Genomic DNA, 25,085 nt, shown 5'->3' with positions numbered 1-25,085 from the left:
CTCTTCGGGTGACGGCGTGGCCATCGTCTTTCCGCTCCAGATCACGAATCGAGGTGGACGTCAACTCTTGGACGCAGGGCGGCGAGGTCGTCGGCGACCTCGTCGGCGCGGAGCAGGTCGTTGACCCAGCCGCGGCCCGGAAGCTGGGCGTACGGCTGGATGTCGATCCACGGCCGGAGCACGAAGGCCCGCAGGTGAGCGCGCGGATGCGGCAGCGTCAAGTCGGGATCGTCGGAGGTCACCGGCTCCCCGTCGTCGTTCCATACGGCAATCACGTCAACGTCAAGGGTACGCGGGCCGAAGCGGCGGGCGGGGTCACGCACGCGACCGGCCTCGTCCTCGAGCCGTTGAGCGGCGGCCAGCCACTCCCGCGGGCCGGCCGCCGGGTCGACCGCCAGCAGCACCGCGTTGAGGTAGTCCGGCTGGTCCGGGTCGCCCCACGGCGGGGTCTCGTAGACGCCGGAGACCAGCACGACGGCGTCGCCCAGCCCGTCGACCGCGCCCCGCAGGTGCCCCTCCCGGTCGCCGAGGTTGCTGCCGAGCGACAGCAGGGCGCGGGTCACGCGGGCTCCTCGCGCGTACGCCGTACGACGACCGCCACGTCGGCGAACTCGAGCGGGATCGGCGCCTGCGGCTTGTGCACGGTCACGGTGGCCGCCGCGACCCGGGCATCGGCCAGGCAGACCCCGGCCAGCCGGCCCGCCAGGGTCTCGATGAGGTTGACCGGATCACCGGAGACGACCGCGGCCAGGCGTTCGGCCAGCTCGCCGTAGTGCACGGTGTCGGCGACGTCGTCGGAGGCCGCGGCCGGGCGCAGGTCAAGCTCGAGGACGGCGTCGATCACGAAGTCCTGGCCGGTGCGGCGCTCGAAGTCGAAAACGCCGTGGTACCCGCGGACCTTGAGCCCGCGCAGCTCGATGCGGTCGGCGCTCATCGGGCCGCCCTCGTGGCCAGCCAGACCTTGATCGCGTCGACGTTGCCGCGGACCTCGTGCACGCGCACGCCCCAGGCGCCGGCGGCGACGGAGAGCACGGTGGTCGCGATCGTGGCGGCCTCCCGCTCGGCGGTCGGCCGGTCGCGGCCCTCGGCGTCGGCGAGCAGCCGGCCGAGGTGGGACTTGCGACTGGATCCGACCAGGACCGGGTGGCCCAGCCCGATGAGGTCGGGCAGGTGGGCGGCGAGCTTCCAGGTGTGCTCGGGCTTCTTGGCGAAGCCGAGCCCGGGGTCGAGGATCAGCCGTTCGGGGGCCACGCCGGCGGCCACGGCGGCGTCGACCCGCTCCAGCAGCTCCGCGGACACCTCCTTGACCACGTCGTCGTACACGGCCAGGTCGGCCATGCGGCGGGAGTGCCCGCGCCAGTGCATGAGCACCCAGGGGCACCCGGCGTCGGCGACGACCTTGGCCATGTCCGGGTCGGCGAGCCCACCGGACACGTCGTTGACCAGCTCGACGCCGGCCTCCAGCGCCGCCGCGGCCACCGCCGCCCGGGTCGTGTCGATGCTCATGGCGACGCCCTCGGCGGCCAGCGCCCGGATCACCGGCAGCACGCGGGCCAGCTCGGTCGGCGCGTCGACGCGGTCGGCGCCGGGGCGCGTGCTCTCCCCGCCCACGTCGATGACGTCGGCGCCCTCGTCGCGCATCTGCAGCGCATGCTCGACGGCGGCGTCCAGGCCGTCGTAGCGGCCGCCGTCGGAGAAGCTGTCCGGGGTCACGTTGAGCACACCCATGACCACGGGGGAGGGACCTCGAAGGGGCATCACTTGAATGAAGGTACTCAACTCAACGGACGGACTCGGTGGCGACCTGCGGCAACCTGCGAGGGACGGCGCTGAAGTGTCTCACGAGGCACACTGTGCACACTGACCACGGAGCGGTCAGCTTGTTGGAAAGAGGGCTGCACCGTACTCTCTGCAAGTGAACGTTATTCGGACCGTTAAACCCGACAATGGGCATTTAGCAGGGCAAACGCCCGGATAAGGTTCCGCCGGAGAGCGACACAGCAGCCGCGGTGATACCGCAGGGTCGTCTTTTCGGCGAGGCTTAACGCGCGGCGTGCACCTTGCCCGTCGCGCCTCCGGGGAGGTCTGATGATGTTGATGGAGATCGGCCAGGCGCTGTGGGGCTCGGCCACACACGCCGTGGATGCGATCGCCCTCGCTCCGACGCCGACGCCCGAGCCGAAGACGATCAACACCGACGGCATCCTGAACTTCTTCACGACCAAGATCGTCCCGATCCTGCTCGCCGCACTCGGGGTGATCTTCATCGGCCGGGCCAGCAAGGGTGAGGTGTCGCGCGTCCTCACGAGCTCGGCGATCGCGATCATCGGCCTGGCCTTCGTCGCCGGCGCCGCGTCGCTGTTCTTCTTCGGTGACTCGCTGGTCAGCATCATCTTCAAGTAGGCCTAGCCAACATGCGCCTGCGCACAGACGACGACATCTACCGGGCCCGCCTGGTCTACCTAGGCCCGCCCGGCTACACGCTGCCCATCCAGTTGCCGTACGCGCAGTACGGGGTGTTCGCGCTGCTGGTGCCGCTGTTCATGTTCATCCGCTACCTGATCACGCTGCACGTCGACTACTTCCCCGCCTACGAGATCGCGCTCGCGATCGTGGCGACGTCGCTGATCTTCCGTTACGTCGACCCCGATCGACCCGCCCGCATGGTGGTCCGCACCGCCCTGACCGACTGGCGTCACACCCGCGAGCCCAGCTCCGAGCTGCGCGACGCCCGCCTGGTCGCCACGAAGGTGCGCATCCGCCCGGAACTCACCGGTGATCTCGTATGACCACTCCGCCGCCCCGTAGGACCGGGGGCTATCAGGACCGGCCGGACGTCGATGACGACGCTGCGCAGTCAACCGACTACGATGGGGGGCTGCGCGCGGTCGCCGAGGGCGGCCGGGTCGCGATGTTCCGCGGCACCGGACCGTCCGAACGGCCCGTGAGCGGCCAGCCGGCGCCCGACGTCGACTCGCCCTTCATGGGCCTGTTCGACGACCCGCCGCGCGACCGGATGCGGGCCCTCGAGCCCGGCGGCCGCCCCGAGCGCACCGAGCGCGTGCGGCCGATCTCCGGCATCCCGGTCTCCGCCGCGCCCACGTCCGGCGCGGGGCGGGCCCCCGAGGACCTGCGGGTGCCTCAGCGCACCACGCCGCGCGTCCCGATCGAGCCGCCGCGCACGAACGGCGAGCGGCACACCACCCGCCCCGTCCACGAGGAGCGCGGGCGACGCGAGGCCCCACGCGCTCCGCAGCGGGCCCTGCCGCCCGCCGGGCGGACGGTGACCACCACGCCGCCGACGCGGCCGGTCCAGCCCCCGCCGGTGCAGTCCCCGCCGGCCCGGCGGACCGCGCCCGAGCGCGCGGTCCCGGCCCAGCAGCCCCCGCGCCCGCCGCGGATGCAGCCCCCGTCACGGACGCAACCCCCGCCGCAGCGGGGCCGCAAGACGCCGCTGGACCGCACGCCGAAGCCCCGGCACAAGGACCGCAGCGCCTCGATCGACCTGGCGATCACCGAGATCGCCGGGCACCTGACGTTCACCCCCAACACGGTCACCGCCTGGTACTGGCTGCCCGAGGTGCGCTGGGCGTTCCGGCCCGACGCCGAGCGCGAGGCCCTGCTGTCGGCGATCTCCGAGCAGTTCGCCGGCCTGGCCGGTTTCCGGCTGCACCTGCGGCGCACCACCCGGCCGTTCCCGGCCGACCAGTGGGCCCGCGTGGTCGACGGCAACACGCCACACCCGCTGCCCGGCGCGCCCGGCGGCCCCTCCTGGGCCGACCACCTCGTCGCCGCACAGAAGCACCTGCTGTCGATCAACCACGCCGAGGGCCAGACGTACCTCGGGATCGCCTTCGCCCGCCGCACGCTGGGCGACACCTTCGCCGAGCGCATCGGCGCGCTGTTCAAGCGCGGCGTCGCCGACGCCGAGCGCCGCCGGATGGCCCGCACCGTCGAGCAGTTCGACGAGGTGCTGGGCGCCTTCGGCATGCGCGGCCGGCGGGTCACGACGTTCGAGCTGGAGTGGTTGCTGTACCGCTCGGTCGCGCTGTGCATGTCCCCGCCGGGCCACGTCACCGCGCTCGACGGCGGCTGGGACGCCGGCGACCTGCTGGCGCTGACCGAGGCCGTCGAGCGGTACCGCACGCCCTACGGCTCGACGGTGAAGCTCGTCAACCGGGTCACCGGCGAGGAGCGCCACGTCGCCGTGCTCACCGTCGGCCGGATGGAGCCCCTGGAGATCCCCGAGCGCCACGAGCCCTGGCTGCACTTCCACGAGCGCCTGCCCTGGCCGATGGAGCTCTCCTCGCGGATCGACATCCTGGGCCCCAACGACTCCTTCCGCAACCTCGAGCACCGGCTCCGCCTGATCCGCTCCCAGCAGGCCGACTACTCCGAGCACGGCATCGACGCCCCGCCGGAGCTCGAGCGCCTGGCCAAGCGGGCCCTGACCATCGGCGACGAGATCAGCACCGGCCTGCCGGTCGACTCCTCGCGGGCGCACGGCTGGCACCGCATCGCCATCGGCGGCCGCACCCGCGAGGAGTGCCTCGAGCGCGCCCGCCGGGTCACGCAGATGTACTCCCGCGAGATGCGCGTCGCGCTGCAGCACCCGAAGAACCAGGACTGGCTCGCGCGCGAGTTCATCCCCGGCGAGCCGCTGGCCAACACCGGCTACCTGCGCCGCATGCCGGTCAAGCTCTTCGCCGCCGCCCTCCCCCAGGCCGCGTCCACGGTCGGCGACCGCCGCGGCGACCTCATCGGCCGCACCGCCGGCACGTCCCGCCGCCCGGTCTTCCTGGACCTGCACTTCCCGATGGAGGTCCGCGAGCGCTCGGGCCTGGCCGTCTTCGTCGCCGAGCCCGGCGGTGGAAAGTCGACCCTGATGGGCGCCCTGGGTTACCTGGCCGCCCGCCGGGGCGTCCAGGTCACGCTGCTTGACCCGTCGGGCCCGCTGGCCCGCCTGTGCCAGATGCCGGAGCTGGCGCCGTACGCCCGCGTGCTCAACCTGACCGGCTCGGAGCAGGGCACCCTGGCCCCGTACGCGCTGATCCCGACCCCGCAGCGGGCCCACTACGCCGCTGGCCCCCCGGGCGACCGCGAGTTCGAGATCGCCGTCTCCAACGCCCGCGCCGAGCGCCGCATGCTGGTGCAGGACATCTGCATGATGCTCGTACCCCCTCAGGTCGCCCGCGAGGCGTCGACGGCCACGATGCTGCGCCACGCCGTCCGCCAGGTCCCGGCGGAGGAGTCCTCGACCCTCGAGGACGTGATCCGCTCCCTGCGCGACACCGGCGACCACGACGCCGCCGAGCTCGGCAACCTGCTGCTCGACACCGCCGAGATGCCCCTGGCGATGCTCTTCTTCGGCTCCCCGCCCAGCGGCCTGCTCGGCCCGGACGCGGCCCTGACGGTCATCACCATGGCCGGCCTGCGCCTGCCGGACCTGAAGATCGAGCGCGAGTACTGGTCGGCCGAGGAGTCACTGGCCCTGCCGATGCTCCACACCGCCCACCGCCTCGCCGTGCGCCGCTGCTACGGCGGCGACATGTCCCAGCGCAAGCTCGTAGGCCTGGACGAGGCCCACTTCATGGAGGGCTGGCGCTCGGGCCGCTCGTTCCTGGTCCGCCTGGCCCGCGACTCCCGCAAGTGGAACCTGGCGGCCCTGGTCGCCTCCCAGAACCCGAAGGACATCCTCGGCCTCGACGTCCAAAACCTGGTCTCGACGGTCTTCGTCGGCCGGATCGCCGAGGACGCCGAGATCGCCGCCGAGGCCCTGCGCCTGCTACGGGTCCCGACGGACGTCGGCTACGAGCAGACTTTGGCCGCACTGTCCCAGGTGGACACCAGCTCCTCGTCCCGCCTGGGCTTCCGCGAGTTCGTGATGCGAGACGTGGACGGCCGAGTCCAGAAGGTCCGCGTGGACGTGTCGTACGTGCAGGACCTGCTGCGCTACTTGGACACGACGCCGGGCGCACCACCTACCTCGACCACCATCGGCGGCGAGGTCGTGGACATCCACGACGACGACCCGGAGGACGATCGGTGAGACGCCTGCCCGTGTACGTGGCCGTGGTCCTCGTCACGGCCATGGCCACACTCTTCGGAGCCCCCGCCACACTCGCCACCGCCTCCCCCACCCACGCCCCTGGCGACCCCCTCTGCACCGTCGAGGAATGGCGGGTGCCCACCAACTTCGAAAACTGTGCCAACCGTCTCCAGGTCGACGTACAGGGGAAGCTCAGCTGCCTGGACGCACCGACGCCCAGCGCCCCGGATTCCGGCATGGCCGGTTGGTTTGCCCAGCAACCAGAACCGGACCGCGGTTCGCGGCTCCTTTTCCGTTATAGCGAATACGGCTACGCCGGGTACGATTTCACGACGTACGATCTCAAGTGCGCTTCAACTGTCACCAATCCTAGCGCAGAATTTGAAAATACCGTTGCGAATGGCGAGTTCGCAATCGCAACGGGGGTGCTCGGCGCATCCAACGCTCTTCGGGAAAGGGCCTGGGACCCGTCCTACATGTGGGGCTGGGCCGACCCGCTGGTAAACACGGCCACAAAAGCGGTCTACTCGAAGGTGTTCACCGCTTTTGGTGCAGTCACTCTCGTAATCGTCGGTCTGTACCTTCTTTGGCGTTCGCGCCAGTCCGATCTGTCCAACGCCGTGACCACCGCCGGCTGGGCGATCTTCGTCATGGTGCTCATCACGGCAATCGCCCGGTGGCCCAGCTGGTCAGCCGGCCTCGCCGATCAGACATTGATCACCAGCCTGAACGCCATTCACAGCGCCGTCGGACCGCCCGATCAAAGCATCCCTCCAGGCGAGTGCCGCAATCTCGACCCAAAGGCGTGCGTCGACACGCGTCCTCCTGCGGTCCGCGCGAGCGACACGGTCGTTGACGGCCTCCTCTACCGCAACTGGCTCCGCGGGACCCTCGGTTCCGCAGACAGTCAGACTGCTCAGAAATACGGTCCGGCTCTTTACGATGCGAAATCGTTCAGCTGGGACGAGGTCGAGCGCATCCGCACGGCGGAGCAACGCGCACGGGACGAGGAAGACAAGCGCATCCGCGAGCACCGCCCTGGACCACCCATCGAGTCGAACGAGCGCAAGGTCCTGACCGAAAAAAAGCAGCAACGTTGGATGAAGATTGCGGAGCAGATCCGCACGGAAGACCCGGAAGCATATGAGCATCTTCAGGGCAGCCGTGGAATGGATCGGATCGGATCGGGCTTCCTCGCGATCCTCTCCGCGCTCTTCTTTGCACTATTCGACATCACTGCCTCGATCCTTGTCATTCTCGGGTTCCTGATCTTCAGGTGGGCGGTCATTGCCTCTCCGATCCTCGGGACGATCGGATTGCTGCGGCCGGCGAATGCCGGGCTGCGGCGGCTCGGGAACGCGGTCATCGCAGCGATGTTCAACATCGTCATCTTCGGGACCGGGTCGGCGATCTACCTCTTTGCCGTAACGTTGATCTTGAAGACGCCGTCGCTGGCGCCCTGGTTGCAGGTTTTACTGATCTGGCTGACCGGGGTTGTCGGGTGGCTGTTGTTGCGGCCTTATCGGCGGATCACGCAGCTCGGCGGGAAGGACTCAACGCGGGCGCTCACGTCGGCCGGCAGTTGGCATCGGCTGTTCATGCGGGACGTGCGGGCGGCGGCGGCGCTCAAGGTGGTCGACGCCGGGGGTACCAGGGAGCCGGGGTCGCAGCGCGGCGGTGGTGAACTCCAGACCTCGCAACGGCCGGAGGCGCGCAGCGAGGACACCGCCTCGGTCGGAGCCGGAGCCGGGGTGCCCGTCGAGCGGCCGGAGACCGGTGGCAACCGGCGCGGGCAGCAGCAGGGCAGTCGGCGGCGGGAGTCGACGTGGGAGGAGCCCGATCTGCCGGCGGAGAACGTGCCGTCGTACTCGATCTATCGGCCCGAATCGGAGCGGTCCACGTCCGAGCGGGGGAACACTCGGGGCGCGCGGCGGCCCGAGTCGGCGAGCCTGCCGGGGTAGGCGGCGATGCGCACGGTCCTGCGGCTGCTCGGGACGCGGTACGGCATCGCGTTGGTTCTGGTTGTCGTCGTGCTCGGGGTTGTCGCGCTCGGGCGGACCGTGCTCGACAACGGGGCCGGGCGGTCGGGCAACGACGCGATCGGGCCGACCGTAGCGCCGGTGCCGACTTCGGCGGATCCGTACTCCTCGCTCGGGGATGACGGGGTCGACGAGTCGGCCGCGGCGGCGCCGGCGGTGAGCAAGGGGGCGGCCGACGCGGGGACCGTGGCCACGCGGTTTGCCAAGGCGTGGCTGCGCAAGCCCGGAGTCACCGGGGAGCAGTGGCGGGCCGGGCTCAAGCCGGACGCCTCGACGGAGCTGATGGCCGCGCTCGCCGATACCGATCCCGCCGACGTGCCGACGGCGGCGATCACCGGGGCGGTACAGCTGCAGCCCAATGGCGGGACGACCGTGGCCCGGATCCCGGCGGAGGGCGGGACGATCGTGCTCGGGCTGCAGGTCGCGGGCGGGCGTTGGCAGGTCACCTCGCTGGACTGGGAGACGGCGTGAGCGGCATCGGGGAAGACGAGGATTTCGCGGTACCGAAGCGGGGCAAATTCATCCGTCCGGCTCTGCTGGCGGCGTTGTGCTCGGTGCTCCTGCTCGTGTGCTGCGCGGGCGGCGTCGTGGCGTTCTTCTTCGACGCGAAGCGCAACACGCAGACGTACGACACCGGGTGCGGCAACGGGCAGCTCGTCAACGCGGCCGCGGCCAACCTGCCGAGCCATCATGAGCTCTCCGACGAACAGGTCCGCAACGCCGCGATCATTGTGCGGGTCGGGCAGGACATGAACGTGCCGCCGCGGGGGTGGGTGATCGCGGTCGCCACCGCGATGCAGGAGTCGAGCCTGCACAACCTGCCGAATCTCGGGGCGCGCAACGACCACGACTCGCTCGGGCTGTTCCAGCAGCGGCCGAGCAGCGGATGGGGTACGCCGCAGCAGATCATGGATCCGCAGTACGCCTCGCGGAAGTTCTACGAGAAGCTGCTCACCATCCAGGGCTGGGACAAGATGAGCCTCACCCAGGCCGCGCAGAAGGTTCAGATCAGCGCGTACCCGGACGCGTACGCCAAACACGAGCAGCTCGCGAGCACGGTCGTCAACTCGCTGACCGGCGGGGCGGCGCGCGCGGCCGGCGACTCCACGAAGCTGACGTGCGTCAGCGGGGAGCAGGTCGCGGCGTCGGGCTGGACCGCGCCGGTCAACGGCGAGGTCGGCTCCGGCTTCCGCACCGCGGACCGCCCGACGCACCAGGGCGTCGACCTGATCGTCGACCGCGGCACGCTGATCCGCGCCGCCGCCGCTGGCATCGTGGTGAAGGTGCGCTGCCAGGCCCACCTCGCCAACGGCACCGAGTGGGGCTGCTGGCGCGACGGCTCGCCGAACGTGCTCGGGTGCGGCTGGTACGTCGAGATCCAGCATGCGAATGGCATTCTTACGCGGTACTGCCACATGGTGAAGCAGCCGAGCGTCGTCGTGGGCCAGCACGTCGCCCCGGGCCAGGAAATCGGGTTCTCCGGCACGACCGGGCACTCCTCCGGCCCGCACGTGCATTTCGAGGTCCACATCAACAGCGACCCGAGCAACAACGGCGCGATCGACCCGGTGCCGTTCATGCAGCGGATGGGGGCACCCTTGGGAATGAAGCCGTGACCGACCTGCCCGGCGACGCGGACTTCCCCGACTGGGATTTATTGGCCGGCGGTACGGCCAGAACTCCCGCCGGCATCGAACTGGTCCCCGCCTCGTCGCTACGCGACCTGCGCGGCCGCCGCGCCGTCGTCGGCGTCCCCGGTCTGGGTTGGCGGGCGGACCTGCGCATCGACGACAGTGTGGTGCAGGCCAGCCGGACCTATGTGCCGGCGCTGCCGGAGCAGGAGTGGTACCGCGCCGAGTCCGAGCAGACCGAAGTCTTCGCCCCGCTGGTCCCCCTGGAGCGCGTGTGGGTCGAGCGGATCTCGAGCACGGTCACGGCATCCGCCGACCTGACCCTGGTGTCGCTGGACGCGCCTCCCGCGCGTCCTGCGCGACCGGCCCGCGACGTCAAGGCCATCACCGGCCTGCGGGTCGTCCGCGTGCCCGGCCCTGAGGACAAGACGGGCCGGGATCAGCGCGATCTGCGCGCGGTCACGGAGGCGTACAACAGCGCCGAGGGCGACATCTGCATCCGCGTGTGCCGGGAGTTGGACTGGTACCGCTGGGCATGGAGCGGCCAGCCCCCAAAGACCCTCGAAGTCCCCATCCACCTGCTCTGGGCGGAATAGGTACAGGTTAGTTCGCCTTCGTGGCTTTACATAGCCGCCAGGTCGGGCTCTTGGACAGCTGGAACTTCCAGTGCTGCTCAGTGATGGACTGGCCGCCTGACGCCTCGGTCAGCACGATTTGCAGCGTGGCGTCGACGTCGGCTCGATCGCCGTCAACCGTCACATCGAAGCTGCCCGGCTGCACCACCGCTGAGGTGGAAAAGCGTCCCTCGAGTGCCTTCACATCGTTCAAGGTGGCCTCGATGTCCGCCAGATCCGCGGACGAGCACTCAAACAGTTTTGCGCGGATGTTGTCCCGCTTGTTGAACTTGACGTCGACGTATTGCTCGATGACCCCTTCCGGCTGGCTGCGATCGGGTTCGACGGCCTTGTTGTAGTAGATGTAGCCGGCTCCAAGGCCGCTGAGGCAGACGAATGCCGCCAGGCCCAGCAACGTCCACAGGATCGTGCGGCGGGTGGCCTTGCGCTGCTTCGGGTCCGGTGGTGACGGCGGGGGCGGGTCCGTCCGCGGGCGCCCGATCGGAACGCCGCGGTCAATGATCTCGCCCTCAAGGACCTCCTCATTCGCCGGCCGAGACCGGGGAATCGCCTGCCCCTGATCCACCCGCGGGTCGTTCGGCTTCGATGGGTCCACGCTCAGAGGCTAGCGGCCCGAGGCCGCCCGGGCACCTTCCCGCGCCGCACCCCGGCGCGCGGGCGATGAGGGCAGCCCGGCGACCTGCGACAACGCGGTCGTTGGCGTGCACCTGCTGACGGGATTCGCAGTCTGCGTTACCGTTCCCGCATCTGGCTTAGCGAAAACTGGGAAGGGGCACGGTGGCACGCCTTCGGGCACGGATCGAGCGAGCGGCTGCGCAGCACCGGCACACCGCTGCGCTCGTCGCCGCCGCCGGGCCGATTCTCGAGGGGTACTCGGCCAATGCCGCGCCCGCCGAACAGTACGCCGAGCAGCACGACCTCGCGGCCGGGCTGCGTGCCAACGCGGCCATGCTGGCGCCGGGGTGGCTGGGGGCGCAGCTGGACGCGCTGGCGCCCGCGACGCCGTTGGGCGGGCCCCTGCCGCCCACGTTCGTGCGGGTCGGGCAGGCGCATCCGCTGGACGACGCGCGCTTCCCGGTGATCGTGCCGCTGCTGCGGGCCGGGCACATCGCGATCGACGCCGACGCGCGGGACAGCCGCGTGGCCGGGCTGCTGCGCAGCCTCGTGCTGCGGCTGCTGGCGTCCTCGCCGCCGGGGTCGGTGCGGATCCGCACGATCGACGCCGTCGTGGACGGGTCGACGTTCGGGTGGTTCACGGGGATCGACGCGATCATGCCGCCGCCGGCGACCGATGCCGAGGGGCTGCGGGCCGTGCTGGACGAGGGCGAGCGGTGGCTGGCGGCGCGGACCGACGGGCCGGCGCCGACGCTGCTGATCGTCATCGCCTCCCTGCCCGAGCTCACCGAGGGGCGCGACCTCGCGCGGATCGCCGGGCTGGCGCACGCCGGGCCCGCGGGGCGGCTGCACCTGATCGCGGCGGGGTGGCCGCCGCCGCCGCTGACGCAGGAGACGACGCAGGCGCCGCTGCCGCACGCCACCCAGATCGCGATCCGCAACCCGCATGCCTGGGTCGGCGACCCGCCGGGGGCCACGTTCTCCGGGACCGGCACCGGGCCGAGCCGGTTGAACGCGCCGGTGTACCTCGACCCCGACCCGCCGGCCGAGCTCGTGCGGCAGGTGTGCCTCCAGCTGAGCGGGCCGTGGTCGGCGCCGCCGGTGCCGGTCGGCGAGCCGAGCCGCACGGCCTGGCTCGACTACGTCGCCGCCGGGCAGCGGCTCGACACCGTCCGCCGTGAGGTCATCGCGGTGGTCGCCGAGCACAAGGCGGCGCTCAAGGCCGCGCAGGCCGACCTGGCCGCGATCCGCGGGAAGCTGGCGCACCACCAGGCCTACCTCAACGAGCTCGTCGGCGAGGCCGGCGGCCGGCCGGTCGAGCTCGTCCCGGCGTGGCCGGAGATCCAGGCCGCGCACGCGGCGCTGACCGCGGGGCCGCAGCCGGTGGACCCGCGCCGCGGCGCCCCGATGGCCCCGCCCCCGCCGCCGTCGCCCTACGGCGGGCCGCCCCAGGCGTGGGCCCAGGGGCAGCGCGTGCCCATGCCGCCCGTGAGTGCGCCGCCCATCAGCGGCGCGCCCGCCGTGGCGATGCCGGGGACGCCGGCCGTCGCGGGGGCGCCCCGGATGCCCGGCGGGCACACCGGCGGCTATCCGGTCGTCGTGCCGCGCAGCGCGCCGCCGGTCCCGCCGCCCAACATCCACAACACGGGAGCGATCCCGCGGGTGCCCGTCAGCGGGGTACCGAATCGGATCAGTGCCGTGCCGGTCTCCGGGGCGGCCGGGGCCGTCGGGACCGGTGTCGTGAACCCGCTGAGCCCGCCCGTGCCGAATTCCGTGCCCGGAAGGGTGTCGACGGCCCTGCGGATCGCGGCGGCCGGTCTCAAGCAGTCTGAGGCCGCCCTGGCGGCCCCCGGGCGGCAGTCGGCGTCGAACCGGCGGGTGTGGGTCAACGCCGGGATCTACTTCGCCTTCGCGCTCCTCGCGGCGATCGTGCAGATCCCGATGATGCTGGCCGGCGACAGGCAGGGCGTCGGGCTGCTGGCGCTGCCCTGTGCGCTGGTGCTGCCGGCCATCGCGTTCGGACTGGGCTGGCTCACGATCGGGGCCATGACCCGCAAGACCACGTCACGTACCCCCGTGCTGGGCCTGGTCATCAGCCTGCTGGCGCTGATACCCGTGCTGGTGTTCGGCGGGGCCCTGCTCTTCTAGCCGTGCAGGATCAGCGACATCGCCTCGGAGCGTGACTTCGCGTCGTCGCGCAGCAGGCCGCGCACCGCGGACGTGATGGTCCGCGAGCCGCCCTTCTGGATGCCACGCATCGACATGCACATGTGCTCGCACTCGATGACCACGATCACGCCGCGCGGGCCGAGCTGGGACATGAGCAGGTCGGCGATCTGCGACGTCAGCCGCTCCTGCACCTGCGGGCGCCGCGCGTACACCTCGACCAGCCGGGCCAGCTTCGAAAGGCCGGTGATGCGGCCGTCGGTGCCCGGGATGTACCCGATGTGGGCCACCCCGTGGAACGGCAGGAGGTGGTGCTCGCACATCGACTGGACCTCGATGTCGCGGACGAGCACGAGCTCCTCGTGGTCGGCCTCGAACGAGGTGAGCAGCACCTGGGACGGGTCGACGCGCAGGCCGGCGAAGAGCTCCGCGTAGGCGCGGGCGACCCGGGCCGGGGTCTTGCGCAGGCCGTCGCGGTCCGGGTCCTCGCCGACGGCGATCAGGATCTCGCGTACCGCTTCCTCGATGCGCTTGAGGTCCACGTTGCGCTCGACCTCGACGCCACCGAGCTTGCCGCTGACCAGGCGGGCGGCGACGTGGTCCAGCTCCTGATCAGCACCGAGCCCGGCACCGTTGTCGGTGTCGGGCTCGGTGCTGCTGATCTCGCTCAGTGTGCGCCGTCCGTGGTCTCGCCGCCGCTGACGATCCGCACGTGCTCGTCGCCACCGAAGCCGACCGGCTGGGTGATGTCGGAGCCGTTGGCGCCGGCGTCGGCCCGCCGGCGGCGGCCGTTGCCGCTGTACGGCGCCATCGGGGGCCGCTTCACGACGCGGGCGCAGATGCGGGTCATGTCAGCCTGCGAGATCGTCTCCTTCTCCATGAGCTCGGCGACGATGTTGTCGAGGACGTCCCGGTACTCGACCAGGATCTCCCAGGCCTCGTCGTGCGCGATCTCGATGAGGCCGCGCATCTCGGCGTCGATCTCGGCGGCGATCTTCTCGGAGTAGTCCCGCTCGTGGCCCATCGTGCGGCCCAGGAACGGCTCGCCGTCGCCGGTGCCGTACTTGACGGCGCCGAGCTTGGCGCTCATGCCGTACTCCGTGATCATCGACCGGGCGAGCGCGGTCGCCTTCTCGATGTCGTTGCCGGCGCCGGTGGTCGGCTCGTGGAAGACGAGCTCCTCGGCGGCGCGACCACCCAGCGCGTACGCCAGGGTGTCGATCATCTCGGAGCGGGTCTGCGTGTACTTGTCCTCGGTGGGCAGGACCAGCGTGTGCCCCAGCGAACGGCCGCGGGACAGGATGGTCACCTTGTGCACGGGCGCTGAGTGGGGCAGCGCCCAGGCGACGAGCGCGTGACCGCCCTCGTGGTATGCGGTGACCTTCTTCTCGTGCTCGCTCATCACGCGGGTGCGCCGCTCCGGGCCGGCGATGACCCGGTCGATGGCCTCTTCGAGGTAGTCGTTGGTGATCGCCCGCTTGTCGTTGCGGGCGGCCAGCAGCGCCGACTCGTTGATGACGTTGGCCAGGTCGGCACCGGTGAAGCCGGGCGTGCGCCGGGCCACCGAGTCGAGGTCGACGTCGGGCGTGAACGGCTTGCCCTTGGCGTGCACCCGCAGGATGGCCTTGCGGCCCTCCATGTCGGGCCGGTCGACGGCGATCTGCCGGTCGAAGCGGCCGGGGCGCAGCAGGGCCGGGTCGAGGATGTCGGGCCGGTTGGTCGCGGCGATCAGGATCACGCCGCCCTTGGTGTCGAAGCCGTCCATCTCGACGAGCAGCTGGTTGAGCGTCTGCTCGCGCTCGTCGTGACCGCCGCCCATGCCGGCGCCGCGGTGGCGGCCGACGGCGTCGATCTCGTCGACGAACACGATCGCCGGCGCGTTGGCCTTCGCCTGCTCGAACAGGTCGCGGACCCGGGAGGCACCGACACCGACGAACATCTCGACGAAGTCCGAGCCGGAGATCGAGTAGAACGGCACCCCGGCCTCGCCGGCGACGGCGCGGGCCAGCAGCGTCTTACCGGTGCCGGGCGGGCCGTAGAGCAGGACGCCCTTCGGGATCTTCGCCCCGAGGGCCTGGTACTTCGCCGGCGCCTGCAGGAAGTCCTTGATCTCGTGGAGCTCCTCGACGGCCTCGTCGGACCCGGCGACGTCCGCGAACGTCGTCTTCGGGGTGTCCTTCGAGATCAGCTTCGCTTTGGACTTGCCGAAGTTGAGCACACGGGAGCCGCCGCCCTGCATCTGCGACATGAACAGCAGCAGCAGGACCACCAGCACCGCGATCGGCAACAGGTTGATCAGCAGGCTGATGAAGATGTTGTCCTGGGTGACGTTGACGTTGTACTCGCCCAGCTTGTTCTGCGACTTCAGCGTGCTGAGCTCGTTCTGCAGCTCGTCCGCACTCTGCGAGGAGAACTGGCCCTGGATCTTGTCAGTCTTCGTGCCCTTGACATTGATCTTGTCTTTGAGGTCCAGGTTGAGCGTCTGCTCCTTGTCCTGGATCACAGCCTTCTTCGCGTTGCCGGACCGAAGCTGGTCGAGCACCACAGAGGTGTCCGCCTTGGTGTAGCTATCGCCGCCCGTGAAGAAGGAACTGAGCACAATGGCACCGATGATCACAACGATGATCCAGACCACCGGCCGGCGGAACAAACGGGTACGTTCCATGTTGTCGTCGGGCACACGCGGCGCCCGGCCCCTCCATCCGTAAGGCCGTCGACCGCGCCGGACCCACATTCCGACGCGGTGCCGAAAGCGCCGCCATGGTTGGGCTCAGTTGACGCTCGCGACCATTTGACGGTACACCGTGGCACCGACAGTCGCGGATCGGCGTAGGCCGGGGAGGAGGGGCTCTCAGCAGACTCTCAGGAAACCGCAGGTCAGCCGCGCCCGTACACCGAGGGCTTCAGCACTCCGACAAACGGCAGGTCGCGATAGCGCTCCGCGTAGTCGAGACCGTATCCGACCACGAACTCATTCGGAATGTCGAATCCGACATATCGCACCGGAATGTTGACCCGCACCGCGTCGGGCTTGCGCAGCAGCGCCACGACGTCGACCTCGGCCGCGGAGCGGCTCTCGAGGTACTTCAGCAGCCACGACAGCGTCAGCCCGGAGTCGACGATGTCCTCGACCACGACCACGTGCCGCCCGGCGATGTCCCGGTCCAGGTCCTTAAGGATCCGAACGACCCCCGACGACGTCGTGCCCTGCCCGTACGACGAGACGGCCATGAACTCGAGCTCGACCGGCGGGCCGACCCGCCCGAGCGCGCGGGCGAAGTCGGCCATGAACATGACCGCGCCCTTCAGCACGCCGACGAGCAGGATCGACTCGGCGTCCGCGTGATCCGCCGCGACCTGCTTGGCGAGCTCCGCGGTCTTGTCGCGGATCTGCTCCTCGCTGACGATCACGTGGTCGATGTCGGAAGAGTGCCAGGTGGTGCCGTCGGCCATAGTCCTAGCCTGCCCTATCGGCCGCCCCGGATCGATGCGGGGTCACCGGATGAGAGAACTCTCTCTTGCCCCCGCTAGTACCCCATCGCCGACCCGTCGGCCCGAGGCTCCGACCCGGCGACATATCCGGATGCAGTACGCCAGATGGCCTGCCCCGCCCCGAAGACGCCCGGCTCCTGCGCCACGGCGACCCGGTGCCCGCGCCGGCGCAGCTCCTCGGCGGCGGCCGCCAGCCCCGGCTCGACCCGGACGTCCCGCCCCGCGTGCCAGTACCACCGCGGCCGGTTCAGCGCCGCCTGCGGATCCAGCCGTTCGCCGACCGTCGAAAGGACCACCTGGACGTGCCCCTGCGGCTGCATGTGCCCGCCCATCACCCCGAACGGCCCGATCGGCTCGCCGTCCCGGGTCAGAAACGCGGGGATGATCGTGTGGTACGGCCGCTTCCCCGCCCCGACCACGTTCGGGTGCCCCTCGTCCAGCACGAACCCGGCCCCGCGGTCCTGCAGCCCGAACCCGGTGCCGGGCACCGCCACGAACGACCCGAACCCGAGGTAGTTCGACTGGATCAGGCTCACCATCCGCCCTTCCCGGTCCGCCGTGCACAGATATACGGTCCCCCCGCGCTGCGGCTCCCCCGCGTCATACAGCCCGGCCCTCTCCCCGATCAGCCCGCGGCGCTCCTCGAGGTAGGCCGGCGCGAGGAGCCCCGTCACGGGAACGCCGGCGCGCGGATCCGCCACGTAGGCGTGCGCGTCCGCGAACCCGAGCTTCATCGCCTCGATCTGCTCGTGCAGCGACGGCGGCCCGTCGCAGCCGTTCAGGACACCGAGCGCGATCAGCGCCGCGATCCCCTGCCCGTTCGGCGGGAGCTCCCAGACCTCGTGCCCGCCGTACCGGATGGAAAGCGGCTCGACCCAGTCAGACCGGTGGTCCGCCAGATCGGCCGCCCGCAGCAGCCCGCCCGTCCGCTCAGCATGCCCGACGATCGCCTCCACGATGTCCCCGCGGTAGAAAGAGTCGCTGTACGTATCGGCAATTGAACGCAGCGTGCGCGCCGCGTCGGGATTGCTCCACCGCTCCCCCGCCCGCGGCGCCCGCCCGCCGAACGTGAACACGCGCCCCCACTCGGCGAACTCCGGCCCGTCGAGCGACGGGTACACCCGCTCGGCCGCCCGCCGCCAGGCGGCGGCCACGGCGGGCGAGACCGGGTAGCCGCGCTCCGCGTACTCGATCGCGTCGGTGAACAGGTCGGCGAACGGCCGCGACCCGAACCGTTCGTGCAGGTCCCGCCACCCGCGCGGCGCCCCCGGCACGGTCACCGGCAGCCACCCGCGGTCGGGCACGCCGCGCCGGGCCGCCGCCTGATGCCCGCCCAGCGCCGCGGAGACGCCCGCCTCGGGCGCCCGCTCCAGCACCAGCTCGCGGCTCAGCAGTGCCGGCGACCGCCCGGACGCGTTCAGCCCGTGCAGCCGCTCCCCGTCCCACACCAGCGCGAACAGATCGCCGCCGATGTCGTTCGACCCCGGCTGTACCACGGTGAGCGCCACCGCGGTCGCGATCGCCGCGTCGACCGCGTTCCCGCCGCGCCGCAACACCTCGAGCCCGGCCCCCGCCGCCAACGGCTGGCTGGTGGCCACGATCCCGCGGGGAACAAAGACCGAAGAGCGTTCGATGTCGTACGCCATGAGCCTCCGCCTTACGCTCCCGCCCTCGCCCCGCCTCAAGCGTCGGCGCCCACCGCCCGCGCGGTCAATGACTGGGTTCGCCCTGCTCGTTCCCCGCTGGCGCCCACCGCCCGCGGTCAATGACTCGGTTCGCCCACTCGCTCCCCGGCGGCACCCACCGCCGCGCGGTCAATGACTCGGTTCGCCCCGCTCGCTCCCCGGCGGCGCCAGCCGGCCGCCGCTGCGCACGATCGAGATTCCGCCCGGCAGCGCCACGGCCCCCTGCCCGTGCCAGTTCGTCACGAGCGCGTCGAGCGCGTCCACGTGCCGATGCGACAGCGCGGTCCCCGGCACCCCGAGCCGCAGCGCCCAGGCGTGCAGCACCCGCGTCCGGATCGGCCCCGGCATGCCGCTCAGCTCGCTCACGGCGAGCCCGCCGGGGTCGGCCAGCGCCTTCTCCAACGCCTCCCCGGCCACCCCGTCGAGGTATGCGGAGTCCGCCCCCACCAGCCGAGCCGTCCTCGCCAGGTTGTCCACGACGCCGCCACCGAGCGCCTGGACGAGCGGCCGGATCCGCGACCGCGCGTACGCGGCGTCCGAATTGTGCGGGTCCTCCCACACCGGAAGCCCGTCCACCTCGCAGGCGGCCCGGGCCTCGGCCCGGCTCACGTCGAGCAGCGGCCGCACGAACGCCACCCCGCGCCGCTCGCGCCGGACCGGCATCCCCGCCAGCCCGCGCGGCCCCGACCCGCGGGCCAGCGCCAGCAGCACGGTCTCGGCCTGGTCGTCGCGCGTGTGCCCGAGCAGCACGACGGCTGCGCCGTGCTCGATCGCGGCGTCCTCGAGCGCCGCGTACCGCGCCTCCCGAGCCGCCGCCTCCGGCCCGCCCACGCCCCCGACGCTGACGGCACGCACGTCGACCGGCTCGAACCCACGCTCCCGCGCCCACTCGGCCAGCCGGGCCGCCCGCTCCCCGGAGCCGTCCTGCAGCCCATGATCGACTGTCACGAGCCCGCAGCGCACCCCCATGCGCCGCGTCACGAACTTTGCCGCAACGGCCAGCGCCATCGAGTCGGCCCCACCGGAGCAGGCCACCAGCACCAGCCCGTCCAACCCGCCCGCGTTCGCCGCAGGCGCATTAGCCCCGGTCGCCTCCGGGCCGGTCGTATTTGAACCGGCCGGGCTCTCCCACGGCGTGCTCAGGCCGGTCGTGTTTGAACCGGTCGGGTTCTCCCGCGGCGTGCTCGGGTCGGTTGTGTCTGAACGGGCCGGGCTCGACCACGAGGTGCTGGAGGCGGCCGCACCGGCGGGCACGAGCCCGGCAAGGCTACGCCGCACGGCGTTCCTCACCGCGGCCACGGCCGGCGCCAGCGCGGCCACTCGATCAGCCGCTGCTGGCCGGCTTGGCGGGACCGCCTACCGAACCGCGCTCATCCTCGCCGCTCTCGCCCTCCGCACCTGCCTCCGGGACGGCCGCCGCTTCCTCGGCCGGACCCCCTTCGACCACGTCCTCCACCGGCGCCGGCTCGACCGCCTCATCTGGGTCGAACGCGTCCACCGGCGTCGGCGGCGCACCCGGCTCAACCTCCGCCGGATCGTCCTCGGCCGCCTCGTCCTTGGCCACCTCGTCCTTGGCTGGCTCGTCCTTGGCCGGCTCGTCCTCGGCCGCACCGGACGCGGGCCCCTCGGCGACCGGGGCGCCGGGCGCCGTCTCGAAGTCGTCGGCGGTCAGCCCGGCGACCTCGGCCGGCTCCGCGACGCCGGCCTCGGCCGGGGCCTCGTCGAGCGGCTCGGGCACCGTCGGCACCGGGGCCGGCGGCGCCTCCGTCACGGCGGCCTGCGCGGTGACCGGCGCCGGCGTGGGCGCCGGCTGGTGCAGCGCGCTCTCGCCGAGCACCCGGACGATCCACGCCTCGGGGTCGGTCAGCTCGTCCAGGCGCGGGATGGTCAGCGGCGACTGCCAGATCTTGTTGAAGCTCGTCATGCCCACCCGGTCGACGACCGCGTGGACGAACTTGCGGCCCTCGGCGTACTGCCGGAGCTTCACGTCGACGCCCAGCAGCTTGCGCAGGACACGGTCGAGCGGGTTGCCGGCCTCGCGGCGGCGGTTGAACTTGCTGCGGATGTCCTCGACGCTCGGGATCACGTCGGGGCCGACGCCGTCCATCACGAACTCGGCGTGGCCCTCCAGCACCGTCATCAGCGCCGTCAGGCGGTCGAGCACCGCCTTCTGGCCGGGCGTCTGGACGAGGTCGAGGACGGAGACGCGGCTGTTGGGGTCGCGCACGACGTCGGCCAGGGCGCTGACGCCGCGGCGCACGCGCTCGGCGAGCTGGTCCTGGTTGAGCTGCGAGGCGTCGACGAAGGCGCCGACCTCTCCCAGGAAGTACCCCCGCATCCACGGAACCGCCGTGAACTGCACCCGGTGGGTCACCTCGTGCAGGCACACCCACAGGCGGAAGTCGCGGGAGTCGGCGCCCAGCTTGCGCTCGGCCTCGACGATGTTCGGCGCGACGAGGAGCAGCTGGCCGGGGTCGGCGGAGAACACCTCATACTGCCCGAGGACCTTCCCGGACAGGTACGCCAGCACGGTGCCGGCCTGCACGCCGGTGAGGCGCGAGCCGATGGCCCCGACGATGGCGCCCGGGGCCTTGCCGCCGGCGAGCCGTTCGGCCAGCGGTTGAATGACCTCGCGGAGCCCCTCGATGTTGGTGGCAGCCCAGTCGCGGCGGTCGACTACGCGCACCGGAGGGCCCTGGATCATGGCCCGCAGGCCGGTGAAGTCGGAGACGTGCCCGGCCGCTTCTTCGGCCAGTTCACGAAGGTCGGTGACCGCGGCCGCGGCCTCCTCGTAGGACACGGCGGGGCCGCTCTTGCCCAGCGCCGCGGCGGTTGCTGCGGCCAGATCCCAATCGACGAACTGCGCCATAGAACCAACCGTACCCGCGCACGGCCAGCGCCGCGGGAGGTGGAAACCCTGAGTACACCCTGATCGACACAACGTGACCGAGGATGTGCTCAGCGGCAACCACACGCGGCGAGAGCTGCGGCAACGCGGTCGAGCGCGGTCACGGCCTGGTTGGCGTTCGTCGTCTGGTCGGCCATGAACGCGAACGCCAGGGTCCGCCCGTCGGCATCGACGACGATGCCCGCGAGCGAGTTGACGCCCGTGAGCGTCCCCGTCTTCGCCCGGACCAGCCCGGCGGCCGAGGAGCCCTCCTGGGGCTTGGTGTACCGGCCGGCGAGGGTCCCGGAGTAGGCGGCGACCGGCAGGCCGCTGAAGATCGCGTGCAGGTCGCCCCGGTCGGCGCGCGCGGCCATTGCCAGGATCCCCGTCAGCAGCGCCGGCGAGAGCCGGTCGTTGCGGGAGAAGCCGCTGCCGTCGACGAGCCCGTAGCCCGTCACGGGGAGGCCGAGCTCCTCGAGTACACCTTTCATGGCGGAGGCACCGCCCTCGAACGACGCCGGTTGGTTCTTGGCCAGGGCGACCTGGCGGGCCAGCGCGTCGGCCAGCACGTTGTCGCTCTCCTGCAGCATGAACTCGACCATCCGGGCCAGCGGCGCCGACTCGACCTTGCCGAGCTCCTTCGCACCCTGCGGCGCGGTGCCGGCGGCGACCGCGGTGGCGGGCAGCCCGAGCGCCCTGGCGAAGGCCTGCGCGGCCTGGACGTCGGGCTGGGCGTAGCGATCGGAGTACTTGGTCGACTTGGTCCGCCCGCCCTCGGTCATCAGCGGCGTGATCACGGCCCCGGACCCGCCGGTCGTCGCGTCCGGATCCCAGCCCGGCCCGATCCCGGCCCCCTGGTACAGCGACGTGTCGTAGAGGACCTTCGTCGGCGCCGTGTCGCCGAGCGCCTGCTTGACCTTCGCCGCGAGGTCGTCGATGCGGGGTGCGCCCGGGTAGTACGACGTCGGGAACACCGCCAGCGTCGGATCACCACCCCCGACGATCACGACCTCACCCGGCTGCGCTCCCGCGACCACCCGCGTCTGGATCCGGTACGCCGGCCCACGCGCCGCCAGCACCGTCGCCGCGGTGACGATCTTCGTGGTCGACGCCGGGGTCATCGCCGCGTCCTGCTCCGACGCATAGATCGACTGCCCGGTGGCCACGTCGACGACCGACGCGGTGAAGTGCGGCCCGAGCGCCTGGGCGTGCAGCAGCGGCGACAGCGCCGTGGACACGCCCGACTCGGTCGGCATCGGCGCCTGGCTGTCCATCGCGGCGAGCACCGGCGGCGGGGCGGACGGCGCGGTGCCCGCCCGCCAGTGGGCCCCCTGCCCGTTGCCCAGCCCGAGCGCGCTCACGACGGTCGAGCCCGCGAACACGGACGCCAGGGCCAGCACGAGCGCCACGATCACCGCGACGACCGCGCCGATCAGGCCGGCCCGCCCGCCGCCCTGTGGTGTTTCCCTCGCCACCGGACCCTCCCCGTTCAGCCACCTGGTGCCGTACGCGAGACTAATGGTCGGCGCAGCGGTGCGAGGGTGAGGAGTCGTCAGATGGACTTCGACGTCACGGTCGAAATCCCCAAGGGTCAGCGCAACAAGTACGAGGTTGACCACGCCACGGGCAGGATCCGGCTCGACCGGACGCTGTTCACCTCCACGCAATACCCGGCCGACTACGGGTACATCGAGGGCACCCTCGGCCAGGACGAGGACCCGCTCGACGCACTCGTACTCGTGCAGTCCCCCACGTTCCCCGGCTGCCTGATCCGCTCGCGCGCGATCGGCATGTTCCGGATGACGGACGAGAAGGGCGGCGACGACAAGGTCCTGTGCGTCCCCGCCGACGACCCCCGCCTGGAGCACCTGCGGGACATCCACCACCTGGGCGAGTTCGACCGCCTGGAGATCCAGCACTTCTTCGAGGTGTACAAGGACCTCGAGCCCGGCAAGAGCGTCGAGGGCGCCACGTGGGTCGGCCGCGTCGAGGCCGAGGCGGAGATCGCCGAGTCCCGCCGCCGCTACCAGGATGCGATCGCCGCCGGCACGTACCACGACCCGGGCGTCGCCCCGATCGCCCGCCCGATCGAATAACCCGCTCCAAAGCCGCACTCGAGCGCCCGGTCCCCACGGACTCGGGCGCTCGCCTTGTCCGCGCCTTGTTCGCGCCCGCCGCACCTTCTTCGCGCTTTGTTGGCGCCTTGTTCGCGCCGCACCTCTTCGCGCTTGTTCGCGCCGCGCCCACTCCGCGCCGCGCCCTCTCTGCGCCCTCTCCGCGCCGCGCCCTCTCCGCGCCCCGTTCGCGCCGCGCCCTCCGCGCCCTGTTCGCGCCGCGCCCTCTCGGCGCCGTGCCCTCGCTGCGCCTTATTTCGCGCCGCGCCTTCTCCGGGCCTTGGTCGCGCCGCGCCCTCTCCGTGCTTTGTTCGCGCCGCACCCTGTCCCGACGTTCCGGACCGCGCACCCCGCCCCTCCGCCGCGCTGGGCGGCCCCTAGGCGGCCCTTAGGGCCCTAGCCGAAGAGGCCATAGAGCCCCAGGACCGCGCACGCCAGCGGGATCACCGCCACCACGCACAGGGTGTCGAGCAGGTCGGCGGCCCGCCCCACGTAGGGCGAGGCCGGCCGCACCGCCGCCCGCGCGCCCGCAATGGCGACGATGAGGGCGGCCACGGGTACCGCCGCGGAAATGATCCGGACATCGAACCGGGCAAACAGGGCAAGCAGTACGAAACCCGCCGCACCGGTCACAATGAGCGGCAGGCGCTGGCGGACCGTCAGAAAGGTCCGCGCGCGCAGCAGCAGCGCCGTGCCGGCGACCGCGACAAGCACCGCGCCGGAGACGTCGCCGGACCGGGCGAGCACGAGCGCCGACAGGGTGCCGGTCACCGCGAGGCCGAGCAGCATGCCGGTCAGCATCTCGTCGGTGCGCGCCACGGCCGCGAAGACGCGCGATCGGTCGGCCGCGCCGCTCATCCCGCGCCCGTTCGACGCGAGGTCGCCGGGCAGCGCGACGATCGGCATCGGCAGCTTCCCGAGCCGGATGGCCAGCAGCGGCATCCCCGCGACGCCCGCCACCAGCACCGCCAGCACGACCGCCGCGGCGGCGACCGGGCGCGTCACGGTGGCGAGCAGCCCGCCGAGCGCGCCGAGCACGCCCGTGGTCATCCCCCCGACGAAGATCCGCATGAGGTGCGCGACGCCGACCGCGGCGACCAGTGCGGCCAGCAGCAGCGCGACGGCGGCGAGCAGCGCGCGCCCGGCCGGGGTCGCCGGCTGCGGCGCGGCCAGCCAGCCGGCGGCCGCCGCGAACGGCAGCCCGAAGGCGGCCAGCGCCGCGCCGACAAGCGCGTCGCCGTATGCCCGCGAGGCGGTGATGCCCACGAGGACCAGCCCGACGGCGACGGCCGCGGCGGCCAGCGGATAGCCGGTCCGGACCATCGCCACCAGCGCCACGGCCAGCCCCACGCCGGCGACCGAGAGCGCGGTGGCCCTGGTCGCGGCCGGGCTCCACGGCAGACCCTGCCGGCGGGCGCCGGCGGCGATGGCCTCGACCACGTCGTCGTACTCGAGCTCGGGCCACCCCGCCCGCGCAGGCACCAGGTGCAGGACGGCCCCGTCGCGGATACCCTGCCCCGCCAGTCCCGCGGCGGCCGACAGCGTAGTGCCGTCGGAGCGGCGCAGCAGCCAGCCACCGTGCCGCTCGCCGTCGTCGGCGAGCCCGGACCCGGCGTGCTGGAGCAGCTCGGGCAGCAGTTCAGCCAGCGGTACCGCATCAGGCACCGCGACATCGACGCGCCTCTGGGGTGCGTTGATCGTGATGCGGGCCAGTCCGGCCGCGGCTGCGGTCATGGTGATAGAGGTATCACGATGCCCGCTTCCGCGTCGCC

At 71.9% G+C, this 25,085-nt stretch carries 19 protein-coding genes and 2 pseudogenes; 9 read left to right on the top strand and 12 right to left on the bottom strand.

Features of this window, described 5'->3' with window-relative positions:
• Nucleotides 1-41: 41 nt before the first annotated feature.
• From folK to folP, 3 genes are read right to left on the bottom strand one after another with little or no spacing between them, the layout of a single operon-like run.
• Nucleotides 42-563 (bottom strand): 2-amino-4-hydroxy-6-hydroxymethyldihydropteridine diphosphokinase, encoded by a 522-nt coding sequence (gene folK, locus ACQEVU_RS53870; protein ID WP_433338765.1) that lies wholly within the window; start codon nucleotides 561-563, stop codon nucleotides 42-44.
• Nucleotides 560-934, bottom strand: a complete 375-nt coding sequence (gene folB, locus ACQEVU_RS53865; protein WP_433338763.1) for a dihydroneopterin aldolase — start codon at nucleotides 932-934, stop codon at nucleotides 560-562. The genes folK and folB overlap by 4 nt, the downstream gene beginning before the upstream one ends.
• Nucleotides 931-1,758, bottom strand: a complete 828-nt coding sequence (folP, locus tag ACQEVU_RS53860) for a dihydropteroate synthase (protein ID WP_433339756.1) — start codon at nucleotides 1,756-1,758, stop codon at nucleotides 931-933. Before folP ends, folB begins: the two co-directional genes overlap by 4 nt.
• Nucleotides 1,759-2,088: 330 nt before the next feature.
• Between folP and ACQEVU_RS53855 the strand changes: the two genes are divergently transcribed.
• The 7 genes from ACQEVU_RS53855 to ACQEVU_RS53825 are packed head-to-tail and all read left to right on the top strand — an operon-like array spanning nucleotide 2,089 to nucleotide 10,315.
• Entirely contained in the window at nucleotides 2,089-2,403 is a 315-nt protein-coding gene (locus ACQEVU_RS53855; protein ID WP_433338761.1) for a hypothetical protein, read from the top strand.
• A gap of 11 nt (nucleotides 2,404-2,414) precedes the next feature.
• Nucleotides 2,415-2,789 carry a hypothetical protein gene (locus tag ACQEVU_RS53850; RefSeq protein WP_433338759.1) on the top strand — a complete coding sequence of 125 codons (375 nt, stop codon included), beginning with the start codon at nucleotides 2,415-2,417 and terminating at the stop codon, nucleotides 2,787-2,789.
• On the top strand, nucleotides 2,786-6,049 hold the full coding sequence (locus ACQEVU_RS53845) for an ATP-binding protein (protein WP_433338757.1): 3,264 nt from the start codon (nucleotides 2,786-2,788) through the stop codon (nucleotides 6,047-6,049). The genes ACQEVU_RS53850 and ACQEVU_RS53845 overlap by 4 nt, the downstream gene beginning before the upstream one ends.
• Before the next feature lie 41 nt (nucleotides 6,050-6,090).
• Nucleotides 6,091-8,010, top strand: a complete 1,920-nt coding sequence (locus ACQEVU_RS53840; protein WP_433339755.1) for an MFS transporter — start codon at nucleotides 6,091-6,093, stop codon at nucleotides 8,008-8,010.
• 6 nt (nucleotides 8,011-8,016) lie between these two features.
• Nucleotides 8,017-8,559 (top strand): hypothetical protein, encoded by a 543-nt coding sequence (locus ACQEVU_RS53835; RefSeq protein WP_433338755.1) that lies wholly within the window; start codon nucleotides 8,017-8,019, stop codon nucleotides 8,557-8,559.
• A 5-nt stretch (nucleotides 8,560-8,564) separates the two neighbouring features.
• Nucleotides 8,565-9,704 carry a M23 family metallopeptidase gene (locus tag ACQEVU_RS53830; RefSeq protein WP_433339754.1) on the top strand — a complete coding sequence of 380 codons (1,140 nt, stop codon included), beginning with the start codon at nucleotides 8,565-8,567 and terminating at the stop codon, nucleotides 9,702-9,704.
• A complete protein-coding gene (locus ACQEVU_RS53825; protein ID WP_433338753.1) occupies nucleotides 9,701-10,315 on the top strand; it encodes a hypothetical protein in 615 nt (204 codons plus the stop codon). Before ACQEVU_RS53830 ends, ACQEVU_RS53825 begins: the two co-directional genes overlap by 4 nt.
• 7 nt (nucleotides 10,316-10,322) lie before the next feature.
• On the opposite strand, the gene ACQEVU_RS53820 is transcribed toward ACQEVU_RS53825, so the two are convergent.
• Nucleotides 10,323-10,949, bottom strand: coding sequence for a hypothetical protein (locus ACQEVU_RS53820; protein WP_433338751.1), 627 nt, complete (start codon nucleotides 10,947-10,949; stop codon nucleotides 10,323-10,325).
• 182 nt (nucleotides 10,950-11,131) lie between these two features.
• Here ACQEVU_RS53820 and ACQEVU_RS53815 point away from each other — a divergent pair, with 182 nt between their 5' ends.
• Nucleotides 11,132-13,117: a hypothetical protein gene (locus tag ACQEVU_RS53815; protein WP_433338749.1), complete on the top strand. Its 1,986-nt coding sequence runs from the start codon at nucleotides 11,132-11,134 to the stop codon at nucleotides 13,115-13,117.
• Here ACQEVU_RS53815 and folE read toward each other — a convergent pair.
• From folE to dacB, 7 genes and pseudogenes are all read right to left on the bottom strand, one after another.
• Entirely contained in the window at nucleotides 13,114-13,740 is a 627-nt protein-coding gene (gene folE, locus ACQEVU_RS53810) for a GTP cyclohydrolase I FolE (protein ID WP_433339753.1), read from the bottom strand. The genes ACQEVU_RS53815 and folE overlap by 4 nt on opposite strands.
• Before the next feature lie 173 nt (nucleotides 13,741-13,913).
• A pseudogene (gene ftsH, locus ACQEVU_RS53805) lies at nucleotides 13,914-15,800 on the bottom strand (ATP-dependent zinc metalloprotease FtsH); the annotation flags it as partial.
• A 212-nt stretch (nucleotides 15,801-16,012) separates the two neighbouring features.
• Nucleotides 16,013-16,588 carry a hypoxanthine phosphoribosyltransferase gene (gene hpt, locus ACQEVU_RS53800; RefSeq protein WP_433338747.1) on the bottom strand — a complete coding sequence of 192 codons (576 nt, stop codon included), beginning with the start codon at nucleotides 16,586-16,588 and terminating at the stop codon, nucleotides 16,013-16,015.
• 74 nt (nucleotides 16,589-16,662) lie between these two features.
• Nucleotides 16,663-18,273 (bottom strand): gamma-glutamyltransferase family protein, encoded by a 1,611-nt coding sequence (locus ACQEVU_RS53795; RefSeq protein WP_433338745.1) that lies wholly within the window; start codon nucleotides 18,271-18,273, stop codon nucleotides 16,663-16,665.
• Nucleotides 18,274-18,441: 168 nt separating this feature from the next.
• The gene (tilS, locus tag ACQEVU_RS53790) at nucleotides 18,442-19,365 is read right to left on the bottom strand and encodes a tRNA lysidine(34) synthetase TilS (protein WP_433338743.1); all 924 of its coding nucleotides are present in this window, start codon (nucleotides 19,363-19,365) and stop codon (nucleotides 18,442-18,444) included.
• Between the two features lie 775 nt (nucleotides 19,366-20,140).
• Nucleotides 20,141-21,181, bottom strand: a pseudogene (locus ACQEVU_RS53785) (zinc-dependent metalloprotease); the annotation flags it as partial.
• Nucleotides 21,182-21,270: 89 nt separating this feature from the next.
• A complete protein-coding gene (gene dacB / locus ACQEVU_RS53780) occupies nucleotides 21,271-22,674 on the bottom strand; it encodes a D-alanyl-D-alanine carboxypeptidase/D-alanyl-D-alanine endopeptidase (RefSeq protein WP_433338741.1) in 1,404 nt (467 codons plus the stop codon).
• An 81-nt stretch (nucleotides 22,675-22,755) separates the two neighbouring features.
• Between dacB and ACQEVU_RS53775 the strand changes: the two genes are divergently transcribed.
• Nucleotides 22,756-23,295: an inorganic diphosphatase gene (locus tag ACQEVU_RS53775; RefSeq protein ID WP_238008716.1), complete on the top strand. Its 540-nt coding sequence runs from the start codon at nucleotides 22,756-22,758 to the stop codon at nucleotides 23,293-23,295.
• Between the two features lie 414 nt (nucleotides 23,296-23,709).
• On the opposite strand, the gene eccD is transcribed toward ACQEVU_RS53775, so the two are convergent.
• Complete coding sequence (gene eccD, locus ACQEVU_RS53770) at nucleotides 23,710-25,047, bottom strand: type VII secretion integral membrane protein EccD (protein WP_433338739.1); 1,338 nt, start codon at nucleotides 25,045-25,047, stop codon at nucleotides 23,710-23,712.
• Nucleotides 25,048-25,085 lie beyond the last annotated feature (38 nt).

This window comes from Dactylosporangium sp. CA-139066, assembly GCF_050936175.1.
GTDB lineage: Bacteria > Actinomycetota > Actinomycetes > Mycobacteriales > Micromonosporaceae > Dactylosporangium.
This window is presented reverse-complemented; position numbering and strand designations above follow the sequence as displayed.